Source organism: Pseudomonas sp. NBRC 111119 (assembly GCF_001320125.1).
In the GTDB taxonomy this organism is placed as follows: domain Bacteria; phylum Pseudomonadota; class Gammaproteobacteria; order Pseudomonadales; family Pseudomonadaceae; genus Aquipseudomonas; species Aquipseudomonas parafulva.
Genome location: NZ_BCAV01000037.1, coordinates 1 through 11,251 on the forward strand (window position 1 = coordinate 1; position 11,251 = coordinate 11,251).

The 11,251-nt window shown below is 62.7% G+C and carries 10 protein-coding genes and 1 tRNA gene; 3 read left to right on the forward strand and 8 right to left on the reverse strand.

Annotated features, from left to right (window positions below; all coding sequences use genetic code 11):
* The first annotated feature begins 136 nt into the window (after window positions 1–136).
* The 3 genes from APH25_RS14785 to APH25_RS14795 all read left to right on the forward strand — a co-directional run bounded on the left by APH25_RS14785 (window position 137) and on the right by APH25_RS14795 (window position 4,133).
* A complete protein-coding gene (locus tag APH25_RS14785; protein WP_060482440.1) occupies window positions 137–673 on the forward strand; it encodes a sigma-70 family RNA polymerase sigma factor in 537 nt (178 codons plus the stop codon).
* On the forward strand, window positions 670–1,617 hold the full coding sequence (locus APH25_RS14790) for a FecR domain-containing protein (protein ID WP_060482441.1): 948 nt from the start codon (window positions 670–672) through the stop codon (window positions 1,615–1,617). The genes APH25_RS14785 and APH25_RS14790 overlap by 4 nt, the downstream gene beginning before the upstream one ends.
* Window positions 1,618–1,733: 116 nt before the next feature.
* Window positions 1,734–4,133 (forward strand): TonB-dependent siderophore receptor, encoded by a 2,400-nt coding sequence (locus APH25_RS14795; protein ID WP_060482442.1) that lies wholly within the window; start codon window positions 1,734–1,736, stop codon window positions 4,131–4,133.
* A gap of 100 nt (window positions 4,134–4,233) precedes the next feature.
* On the opposite strand, the gene ychF is transcribed toward APH25_RS14795, so the two are convergent.
* The 8 genes from ychF to APH25_RS14835 all read right to left on the reverse strand — a co-directional run bounded on the left by ychF (window position 4,234) and on the right by APH25_RS14835 (window position 11,035).
* Window positions 4,234–5,334: a redox-regulated ATPase YchF gene (ychF, locus tag APH25_RS14800; protein ID WP_028631693.1), complete on the reverse strand. Its 1,101-nt coding sequence runs from the start codon at window positions 5,332–5,334 to the stop codon at window positions 4,234–4,236.
* Window positions 5,335–5,358: 24 nt separating this feature from the next.
* Window positions 5,359–5,943, reverse strand: a complete 585-nt coding sequence (gene pth / locus APH25_RS14805; protein ID WP_028631692.1) for an aminoacyl-tRNA hydrolase — start codon at window positions 5,941–5,943, stop codon at window positions 5,359–5,361.
* Window positions 5,944–6,022: 79 nt separating this feature from the next.
* Window positions 6,023–6,622, reverse strand: a complete 600-nt coding sequence (locus APH25_RS14810) for a 50S ribosomal protein L25/general stress protein Ctc (protein ID WP_028631691.1) — start codon at window positions 6,620–6,622, stop codon at window positions 6,023–6,025.
* Between the two features lie 120 nt (window positions 6,623–6,742).
* On the reverse strand, window positions 6,743–7,684 hold the full coding sequence (locus tag APH25_RS14815; RefSeq protein ID WP_003247410.1) for a ribose-phosphate pyrophosphokinase: 942 nt from the start codon (window positions 7,682–7,684) through the stop codon (window positions 6,743–6,745).
* Between the two features lie 48 nt (window positions 7,685–7,732).
* Window positions 7,733–7,807 (reverse strand) — tRNA-Gln (locus APH25_RS14820).
* 20 nt (window positions 7,808–7,827) lie between these two features.
* Window positions 7,828–8,688 (reverse strand): 4-(cytidine 5'-diphospho)-2-C-methyl-D-erythritol kinase, encoded by an 861-nt coding sequence (ispE, locus tag APH25_RS14825; RefSeq protein WP_060482443.1) that lies wholly within the window; start codon window positions 8,686–8,688, stop codon window positions 7,828–7,830.
* A 4-nt stretch (window positions 8,689–8,692) separates the two neighbouring features.
* Window positions 8,693–9,310 carry a lipoprotein insertase outer membrane protein LolB gene (gene lolB / locus APH25_RS14830; protein WP_060482444.1) on the reverse strand — a complete coding sequence of 206 codons (618 nt, stop codon included), beginning with the start codon at window positions 9,308–9,310 and terminating at the stop codon, window positions 8,693–8,695.
* Between the two features lie 3 nt (window positions 9,311–9,313).
* Entirely contained in the window at window positions 9,314–11,035 is a 1,722-nt protein-coding gene (locus APH25_RS14835) for a tetratricopeptide repeat protein (protein ID WP_060482445.1), read from the reverse strand.
* Window positions 11,036–11,251 lie beyond the last annotated feature (216 nt).

The following is an 11,251-nucleotide window of genomic DNA, read 5'->3' on the forward strand; positions in this document are numbered from 1 at the left end:
CCTATCAGACCGAGCGCCGCCCGCGCGGCGCATCGCGAGCTGCGCTCGCTCCTACATTTGTTTCGGGCCAATGTTGCTTGTTGCGTCAGCAGCTTCATGGACGCTGGCACTTCAACCCCGCTATCTATAAGATGCGATGCATTCTCATTCACCTCTGGTTTCGCCCGTGTCTCTATCCGATACCCGCAAGCTGGGTTTCTTTTTCAGTGACCACCACCGCTGGCTGTTGCAGCACGTTCGGCGCCAGTTGAGCAACCGCCCGGATGCCGAGGACACGGCGGCCGAAACCTTCTGCCAGATCATCGCCGCCCGGGTGGACCCGGCGACCATCGAGCAGCCGCGTGCCTACCTGGCCACCATCGCCCGTCGGCTGATCTTCGACCGCCACCGGCGCCGCCGCCTGGAGCAAGCCTACCTGGAGCGGCTGATGCTGCTGCCAGAAGCGCTGGCGCCCTCGCCAGAAGAAACCCACCTGCTGCTCGAGGCGCTGCACGCGATCGATCACAGCCTGGCCGGGCTGCCTTTGGTGGTAAAAAAAGCCTTTTTGCTGAGCCAGCTGGATGGGCTGCCCTATGCCGAGATCAGCCGTCGGCTGGGGGTGTCCGAGCGCACGGTCGGGCGGTACATGACCCAGGCGTTGCGCCAGTGCTACCTCAGCGGCGCACAGCCATGAGCCGCACCGCACTTGGCCCGGCTGCCGAGCAGGCCATCGCCTGGATGGTGCGGCTGCGCTCGGGCCGCGACGAAGCCCGCCAGCAGGCCCAGTTCCACCAGTGGCTGGCGCAGGACCCCGCCAATGCCCAGGCCTGGGAACAGTTGCAGCGGGGCATGGGCCAGCACTACGAGGTGGCGCGGCAGGCGCCCGATGCCCTGCGGGATACCCTGCTGCAGCCATCGATTGGCCGGCGAGAGGTGTTGCGCGGTATCGGCGGGTTGGGCGTAGTGGGTGGGGCTCTGTGGCTGGGGGTACGCAGTGAAGGTGGCCGGGTGTTGACCGCTGACCTGCGCACGGGTACTGGCGAACGCCGTACCCTCATGCTGCCCGATGGCAGCCGGCTGAGCCTGAACGCAGGCACGGCCGTGGATGTGCAGTTCACGGCCGGGCAGCGCCTGTTGCGACTATATCGCGGCGCATTGGTCATACAGGTGGCGCCCGATGCTTCAAGGCCCTTTATCGTGCGCAGTGAGCAAGGTGATGCGCGCGCACTGGGTACGCGTTTTCTGGTCGAGCAGCAGGCTGACGCCACCCGTGTGGTGGTGCTGGAGCATGCCGTGCGAGCATCGCTGCCAGGGGGGGCCTGGCTCGACCTTGCAGCAGGGCAAGCGGCCTTGCTCACCACCAAGCGCATCGAGCCCCTGCAGGGCAGCCAGGCCTACCGCGCCGATTGGCTTGAGGGCCACCTCAGTGTGCTGGACGAGCCGCTGGACGCTGTCGTCGACGCCCTTCGCCCGTATCGCCCGGGTGTGATCCGCGTCAGCCCGCAGGTACGTCAGCTGCGCGTGCAGGGCGTATTTCCGCTGGATGACAGTGAGCGAACCCTGGCGGCTTTGGAGGAAACCATGCCTATCCGGGTGAGGCGTTTCGGCGGGTGGGTGACAGTGATCGAAGCGCGGTGAACACGCAGACAAAAAACCTTGCCCCTGCTCGAATGAAAATTTTTATGATTCGTGTCCGCTTTTTGGGTTTCGTCCCACCTCCCTCCTGACAACAGCAAAAATTCAGGAGTCTTCACGTGTTCAAACCCTGGCCCCTTGCCCTCGCCATCACCCTGGCCACCGCGCCCGCGGCCCACGTGTGGGCGCAAGGTTCTGTGCAACAGCAGCAGCGCTTCGATCTACCGGCCGCCAGCCTGGCGCAAACCCTCAATGCCATCGCCCGCCAGGGCGGACAGGTGATGTCCCTGGACCCGGCGCTGGTCGCCGGCAAGCAGGCGCCGGCCATACAGGGCCAGATGAGCCCGTTGCAGGCCGTGCAGCAGGCGCTTGCCGGCAGCGGCCTGCAGGCCATCGTGACCGGCAGCGGCACCTTCAGCGTGGTGCCTGCGGTGGACGCGGAAGGTGCACTGGAACTCGGCGCCACCAACATCAACAGCCAGGGCCTGGGGGAGACCACCGAGTTCACAAATTCCTACACCACTGGCGCCGTGACCATCGGCAAAATCCCGCAGACGCTCCGTGAGACGCCGCAGTCCGTGACTGTGGTGACACGCAAGCTGATGGATGACAAGAACCTGGTGTCCCTTGACCAGGTGATGGCCCAGACCACCGGCATCACCCGGGCCAACCGGGGCTACGGGAACCACCATTTCAGTTCTCGCGGCTTTGACCTGACCGACGACAGCTACATGGTCGACGGCGTGGCCGGTCAGGCGTACGCCTACACCGGGTGGATGATCCCGGACATGGCGGTGTTCGACAGGGTAGAGGTGCTGCGCGGTGCTGCCGGGCTGCTGGTTGGCGCGGGTAACCCGGGCGGCGCGGTCAACCTGGTGCGCAAACGCCCTACTGCCGACCCACGTTTTACGGTCATCACCCGGGCGGGGTCGTGGGACAACTACCGCCTGGACCTGGACGCCAGCGGCAAGCTGAACCCTGAGGGCACCCTGCGCGGCCGCATGGTCGCCTCCTACGAGGACCGTGGTTACTTCACCGACGTGACCAAGTCCAAGCGCCCATTGCTGTATGGCATCGTCGAAGGCGACCTGAGCGACGCCACAACCGTTGCGCTGGGCTTGCGTCGGCAAACCTCGCGCATCGATGGCTACAGCGTGCTGGGCCTGCCGAACAACCCGGATGCCAGCAACCCGCACCTCAAGCGCTCGACGTTCCTGGGGCAGGACTGGGCCACCCTGCAGAGCCGCACCGATGAAGTGTTCGCCGACCTCAACCACCGTTTCAATGACAACTGGACCGGCAAGCTGGCGCTCTCCCATTCCGAAAGCAGCTACAACCGCAGCGCCATCGAATGGGACGCCGAAGACACCCTGGCCTATGGCAGCCCCACCGGCCCCAAGGTAAACGACGTCAATTATCACAAGTTCGACGTCACGGCCAATGCCGTCGACGGCCATGTGGACGGCGACTTCGAGGCCTTCGGCCTGCGCCATCAACTGTCGCTGGGGGCCAACTGGTCCAGGCGCAACATGAACGATAAAGAGGTCTCCCAGGCACTGGACAGCCCCATCCCGCTGAACGTCTACCGGCCTGACCACAACAACGTGCCCGAGCTGGCACGCCAGGGGTGGGATTACAAGCAGGACACCTTCGATACGCGCTATGGCACCTACCTGAACGCCCGCCTGCACATGACCGAAGACCTGAGCCTGGTGCTGGGTGGGCGGCTGAGCTGGTACAAGACCGAGACCTCCAGCGAAGACTCGAAAAGCACCAATGAACAGAAGCACGAGTTCACGCCCTTCGTGGGTGCTATCTACGACCTGAACGACAAATGGTCGCTGTATGCCAGCTATGCGGACATCTTCATGCCCCAGGCCAGCTCCCGTACCGTCGACGGCAAGATGCTGGATCCGTCCGTAGGCTCCAACTACGAGACTGGCATCAAGGGCGAGCTGCTCGACAAACGCCTGAACGTGTCTTTTGCAGTGTTCTACATCGAGCAAGAAAAAGTCGCCGCACGGGACTACGCCAACGATGGCAAGTGCGCAGGTGACATCGCTGGCCGCTGCTTCATCAACAGCGATGGCATCAGCCGCAGCAAAGGCTTCGAGGCCGAAGCCACGGGCGAGCTGCTGCCTGGCCTGCAGGTGGCTGCCGGTTATACCTACAACACCACGCAGTCGGAAAGCGGCGGCCCGATCTCGGGGCAAACGCCCAAGCACATGCTGCGGCTGAACACCAACTACACCCTGCCAGGGGAGTGGAGCCGCTTCAGCATCGGCGGCGGCGTGTCTGCCCAGTCCCACTACTACGATCCGCCGATTGAGGTCAGCAACAGCGGCCGCGCCATTTTCGATGCCCGGGCCGCCTACAAGCTGGACCCGCACTGGACGGTGGGCGTGGACGTGGAGAACCTGCTGGACCGCAAGTACTTCGACTCTACCGGTTACTGGACTCGCGGCACTACCTACGGCACACCGCGAAGCTACATGCTGACCTTGCGAGGCGACTTCTGAGCCGGTGACCTTGATGGGCAAACGCGGTGAAGGCGCCCTGGAAATGAAAAAACCCTTGAGGCGTTGACCTCAAGGGTTTCAGGTGTTGCACAGGGCGTGCTTACACGTTGAAGCGGAAGTGCATCACGTCGCCGTCTTTGACGATGTAGTCCTTGCCTTCCAGGCGCCATTTACCGGCTTCCTTGGCACCGCTTTCACCTTTGAACTGGATGAAGTCGTCGTAGGCAACCACTTCGGCGCGGATGAAGCCCTTTTCGAAGTCGGTGTGGATCACGCCAGCAGCCTGGGGGGCAGTAGCGCCGACGCGAACGGTCCAGGCACGCACCTCCTGCACACCGGCAGTGAAGTAGGTTTGCAGGTTCAGCAGCTCGTAGCCGGCGCGGATCACGCGGTTCAGGCCAGGCTCTTCCAGGCCCAGGGCCTCCAGGAACATGTCCTTTTCTTCGCCGTCGTCCAGCTCGGCGATTTCAGCTTCGATCTTGTTGCACACCGGCACCACGACCGCGCCTTCTTCTTCGGCGATGGCGCGCACCACGTCCAGGTGCGGGTTGTTGTCGAAGCCGTCTTCAGCCACGTTGGCGATGTACATCACCGGCTTGCTGGTGAGCAGGTGGAAGCCACGGATAACGGCTTTGTCCTCGGCGCTCATGTTCTTCATCAGGCTGCGCGCAGGCTTGCCTTCGGTGAAGTGCGGGATCAATTGCTCAAGGATGGCCTTTTGCGCCAGGGCTTCCTTGTCGCCGCCCTTGGCATTGCGGGCCACTTTCTGCAGCTGTTTCTCGCAGCTGTCCAGGTCGGCGAAGATCAGTTCGAGGTCAATGATCTCGATGTCACGCTTGGGGTCGACGCTGTTGGAGACGTGAATCACGTTTTCGTCTTCGAAGCAGCGCACCACGTGAGCAATGGCGTCGGTTTCGCGGATGTTGGCCAGGAACTTGTTGCCCAGGCCTTCACCTTTGGAAGCGCCGGCAACCAGGCCCGCGATGTCGACGAACTCCATGGTGGTCGGCAGGATGCGGTTGGGCTTGACGATTTCCGCCAGTGCATTCAGGCGCGCATCGGGCATCGGCACGATGCCGCTGTTCGGCTCGATGGTGCAGAAGGGGAAGTTCTCCGCCGCGATGCCAGACTTGGTCAGGGCGTTGAACAGGGTGGACTTGCCGACGTTGGGCAGGCCGACGATGCCGCAATTGAAACCCATGGGTATTCCCCTCTCTAAAGGAAATCAGGCCTTCTGGCTGTGCAGCTCGCGCATGGCCTTGGCGAAGTCGCCGGCCAGCACGTCCGGCAGCACGCCGAGGGCAAAATCGATGCTGGCGTCGAGCTTCTCCTGCTCGGCGCGCGGCGCGCGGCCCAGGACGAAGTTGGAGACCAGTTTGGCGTCACCCGGGTGGCCGATGCCAAGCCGCAGGCGGTGGAAGTCGTTCTGGTTGCCGAGCTGCGCGATGATGTCGCGCAGGCCGTTATGCCCGCCATGGCCACCGCCGCGCTTGAGCTTGGCAACGCCGGGCGGCAGGTCGAGTTCGTCATGCGCCACCAAGATGGCCTCCGGTTTGATCCGGAAGAAATTGGCCAATGCCGCCACGGACTGGCCGCTGCGGTTCATGTAGGTGGTGGGGATGAGCAGGCGAACATCGTTGCCCTGATGGCTGAACTTAGCCGTCAGGCCGAAATATTTTTTGTCAGCGGCGAGCGAAACACGCTGGGCACTGGCAATGCGTTCTACGAAAAGAGCCCCTGCGTTATGCCGGGTCTGTTCGTATTCGGGGCCGGGGTTACCCAGGCCGACGATCAACTGGATGGCGGTCACGTCAGGGGCTCTTCCTTGGGGTTGTTGGGTTACAGGGCGCGCGGCACTGTAACCCGATCAACACCGGCGTGCGAGTGGATTACTCGGCAGCGCCTTCTTCTTCAGCTTCAGCGGAAACGCGCGGGGCGTGAACGTTGGCAACTGCTTTGTCATCACCGTGGGCCAGAGCAACGAACTCTACGCCTTTCGGAGCTTTCAGGTCCGACAGGTGGATGATGGTGCCGATTTCGGCGTTGGCCAGGTCCACTTCGATGAACTCAGGCAGGTCCTTCGCTTCGCAGGAAACTTCCAGCTCGGACTCAACGTGCGAAACTTCGCCGCCTTTCTTGACCGGGGCTTCTTCGTTGATGAAGTGAACCGGTACTTTGGCGGTCAGTTTCTGACCAGCCACAACGCGGATGAAGTCGGCGTGCATGATGAACTGCTTGGCCGGGTGGCGCTGCATGGCCTTGATGATGACGTTTTGCTTGGTGCCATCAACGTTCAGTTCGATAACGTGGCTGAAGGCAGCTTCGTTTTCGAACAGTTTGGCGATTTCCTTGGCCACGATGGTCAGGGATTGAGCTTCTTTACCACCACCGTAAACAACGGCTGGGATGCTGGCGGAGTGACGCAGGCGGCGGCTCGCACCTTTCCCCAGGTCAGTACGCGCTTGGGCGTTCAGAGTGAAATCAGTCATTTTGTTTCTCCAAAATAGCCCCCCGAGGGCGTTTGCGACCAGCGCCAACGGGGATGGCAAAAAAGCCCCGCCCCAGCAACGGTGCTGGGGCGGGGCGCTTTTCGTCAGCGTGCGTTCCGCTTAGCGGAACATTGCGCTGATCGATTCTTCGTTGCTGATGCGGCGTACCGCTTCAGCAACAACCGGTGCGATATCCAGCTGGCGGATACGGTCACAAGCCTGAGCAGCGGCGGACAGCGGAACGGTGTTGGTCACCACCAGCTCGTCCAGTACCGACTTCTCGATGTTCTCGATCGCACGGCCCGACAGGACAGGGTGCGTGCAGTAGGCGTAAACCTTGGCAGCACCGTGTTCTTTCAGGGCTTTGGCCGCGTGGCACAGGGTGCCGGCGGTGTCGACCATGTCGTCTACCAGGATGCAGGTGCGCCCTTCGACGTCGCCGATGATGTGCATCACTTCGGAGTGATTGGCCTTTTCACGGCGTTTGTCGATGATACCCAGATCGACACCCAGGGACTTGGCGACGGCACGTGCGCGCACGACACCACCGATGTCCGGGGAAACGATCATCAGGTTCTCGAAACGCTGGTCTTCGATATCATCGACCAGTACGGGCGAGCCGTAGATGTTGTCGACCGGGATATCGAAGAAACCCTGGATCTGGTCAGCGTGCAGGTCGACGGTGAGTACACGGTCGATACCCACGACAGTGAGCATGTCAGCGACGACTTTGGCGCTGATGGCTACACGTGCCGAACGCGGACGGCGGTCCTGGCGGGCGTATCCGAAGTAGGGAATCACGGCGGTGATTCGGGAGGCTGAGGAGCGGCGGAAGGCGTCGGCCATCACTACCAGTTCCATCAGGTTATCGTTGGTCGGTGCGCAGGTCGGCTGAATAATGAAAACGTCTTTACCGCGGACATTTTCATTGATCTCAGTGCTGATCTCGCCGTCGGAGAATTTACCGACAGAGACGTCACCGAGAGGGATATGCAGCTGACGTACCACACGTCGAGCCAGATCGGGGTTGGCGTTCCCCGTAAAGACCATCATCTTGGACACGCGCAGTACCTGAAGGCTGAGGGTATACCTGGATGAGTATAAGGAAAATGGCAGGGGCGGCTGGATTCGAACCAACGCATGGCAGGATCAAAACCTGCTGCCTTACCGCTTGGCGACGCCCCTGTATCTGTTGCTGCGAACGCTTATGCGCTCGACTTCTTGACCAGACTTTGCAGCTTGCGATGCAACATCGAAATATTGCTTCCTTTCGCCACAAACCCTGTTTGGGTCGCTGAAAGAAGGGCCAGAACTTTATCAGCTTCGGCTTTGCTTGGGAAGGCCCCAAACACACAACTTCCAGTGCCGGTAAGTCGAGCCTCTGTGAATTTGCCCAGTGAATTCAGCGCGTTGCGAACTTCCGGGTAATTCTGCTCTACCACCGGTTGGCAGTCATTTCGACTGTTTCCCTCGGGAACGGGGCGCATCTTAAGGGGGAGAGAATCACGTGTCAACTGTGGATGCGAAAAAATTTCTGCTGTGCTGACAGACACTTGCGGCACAAGCACGACGTACCAGGGCTGCTCCGGGTCGACCGGGGTCAGTTGCTCGCCCACGCCTTGGGCGAACGCTGCATGGCCGCGTACGAACACCGGCACGTCGGCGCCCAGCGAGAGGCCCAGGGCAGCCAGGCGGTCTTCGCCCCAGCCCAGTTGCCACAGGTGGGCAAGGCCCAGCAGGGTGGTGGCGGCATCCGAACTGCCGCCCCCGATGCCGCCACCCATGGGCAGCACTTTGTTCAGCCAGATGTCGGCGCCCAGCGCGGTGCCAGACTGCGCCTGCAGTTGACGGGCGGCACGCACGATGAGGTTGCTGTCGTGCGGTACCGAAGCGATGTCTGTGTGCAGGCGGATAATGCCGTCGTCACGCAGGGCAAAGCTCAGCTCATCGCCGTGCTCCAGGAACTGGAACACGGTTTCTAGCTCGTGGTAGCCATCATCGCGGCGGCCAATGATGTGCAGCCACAGGTTGAGCTTGGCCGGGGCAGGCAGGGTCAGCGTGGGCATGAACTCAGTGCCCCAGCTGGCGCGGTTGCCAGTCCTTGACCACCAGGGTCACGTCCAGGTCCTTGCCGTGCAGCTTCAGGCGTTCAGGCAGCCAGTAGCCGTTCTGTTCGGCGTAGCTCAGGTACTCGACCTGCCAGCCGTCCTGCTCCAGGCCGGCCAGGCGGCTGTCGCCGTCCAGGGTGAGCTTGCTCTTGCTGTCGGGGGCGGGTAGCCCGCGCACCCACCACACCAGGTGCGACACCGGCAGTTTCCAGCCCAGCTGCTCTTCCAGCAAGGCTTCGGGGCTGGTGGCTTCATAGCGGCCCTGGTTGGCCACTTCGAGCACCACGCCGCCCGGGCGACCGGTCAGGCGTGCGGCGCCGCGGCCCAATGGGCCGGCCAGGCGAATGTCGTAGTAGTCCTGACGCTGCAGCCAGAACAGGGTGCCGCTCCCGGAGTCGCGTGGGGCGCGGATGCCTACCTTGCCATTGATCTGCCAGCCGTCGAGCTGGGTCAGCTGTTCTTTATGGGCCCGCCATTGTTGCGGGTCGCCTTGGCCCTGCAGGGCCTCGCGGCTGCCGAAACCGGCGCAGCCTGCCAGCAGGGCGATGAGGAAGAAGGTAATGAAATGGCGCAATAGCATGGTCTAGAGAGTCTCGGATCCGGTCAGGCGCAAAAGGGTCTTGCGCAGAATGGGGCTGTCGGCCTGGGCTTCGAAGCCCTTGGCCCACACCTGGCGGGCCTCGCGGCGTTTGCCATTGGCCCAGAGCACTTCACCCAGGTGGGCAGCCACTTCATGGTCGGGGAAGCTGGCAAATGCCTGGCGCAGGTAGGCTTCGGCCTGGTCCAGGTTACCCAGGCGGTAATTCACCCAGCCCAGGCTGTCGAGCACAGCGGGGTCGTCCGGGGTCAGCTGGTGGGCCTTGTCGATCAGCTGGTGGGCTTCGGCATAACGGGTGGTGCGGTCAGCCAGGGTGTAGCCCAGGGCATTCAGGGCCATGGCGTTTTCCGGCTCACGGGCAATGATGGCGCGCAGGTCCTTTTCCATCTGGGCCAGGTCGTCGCGCTTTTCTGCCAGCATGGCGCGCGTGTACAGCAGGTTGAGGTCGTCGGGGTAGCGCTGGATGGCCTGCTGCAGCACCTGGTTGGCCTGGGCGTCCTTGTTGTTGTTGCTGTAGCTTTCCGATTCGATCAGGTACAGCTGAATGGCCTGCTCGGGCTGGGCCTCGCGGGCTTCGGCCAGCAGGCGTGACGCTTCGGTGCCCCGGCCGTTGGCGATCAGGATATCGGCCTGGCGCAATTGGGCCGCCAGGTAATCGGGGCCTGGGCCTACCAGGGCATATTCACGCAGGGCGCCGGCAGGGTCGTGCCGCTCTTCGCGAATGCGGCCCAGGTTCAGGTGCGCCGCATCGGTGTTGCTGTCGCGCTCGACCAGTTCCTGCAAGTAGCTCTCGGCCTCGTCCCAGTCTTTGTTCTCGAGGCAAACCAGTGCCAGGGAATAGCGCAGCTCGTCGTCCTCGGGGTACTGCTGGACCAGGCTGAGGAATTCACCCTTGGCGTCGGCGATGCGGTCCTGCTCCACCAGGGTGCGGGCATAGGTCAGGCGCAGGCGCTTGTCATCGGGGTTGTCGCGGATGGCCTTGCGCAGCAACGGCAAGGCCTCGGGGCCACGGTCCAGTGCTTGCAGCAGCCGCGCGCGCAGCAGTATGGGTGCGATTTCACCGTTTTGTGGCGGGTGCGATTCGAGCAGGTCCAGGGCTTGTTCGGCCTTGCCATCCTGGTTCAGCAGCAAGGCCTTGCCGAAGATCAGCTGGCTGTTGTCGGGGTATTTGGCCAGTAGCCGCTCGAAGCTGTGCAGCAGGCCATCGCGGGTGCTCTGGTCGGTTTCGGCAGCAGACAAGGCCAGGAAGTCGAAATGGGTATCACCTTGGCCCTGCAGCACCTTCTCCATATAGGCCATGGCGTCATCGTAACGGCCGGCGCGCGCCAGCTGGATGGCGGCGGCGCGTTGGGCGTCGAGGTTCTGCGGGTCGTTGCGGGCCCACACCAGGGCGTTGTCCAGGGCGGGTTCGTCGGCGCCCAGGTATTCGGCGATGCGGTAGGCCCGTTCGGAAACGCCAGGGTCCTGGGTTTTCGCGGCCTGGTCGGTGTAGTTGGCCAGGGCGATATCGAAGCGGTTGCGTTGGCCGGCCAATTCGGCCACCAGCAGGCTATAGAGTGTGTCCTGCGTGAACGACCCATACACCATGGGCTTTTCGGCCTCGCGCTTGCCGGCTTCGGCGGCGGGGGGCTCGGCCTTTTGCGGGGCCAGGCTCTGGCAGCCCTGGAGCAGGGCGAAGGCAAGCAGCAATGCGTAAGGTCTGTTCATAGAGGGCATATAAATGGAGACTCACCGGCGGTCGGAGCATGATGACACAAGCGCGGTGGCAAACCCACCGGCCTGGGGTATCAAGCCAGGCTTCGCCTAAGAAGACCACGCAGGCCGCATGGGGTTCGAACTAGGCTGCCACAGGGCAGCAGTTATCCTTGCCTGCGCTTTTGCTTTTTGCTTCTGAGCGCGCGAAAGCACAGGCGACGCAGATTG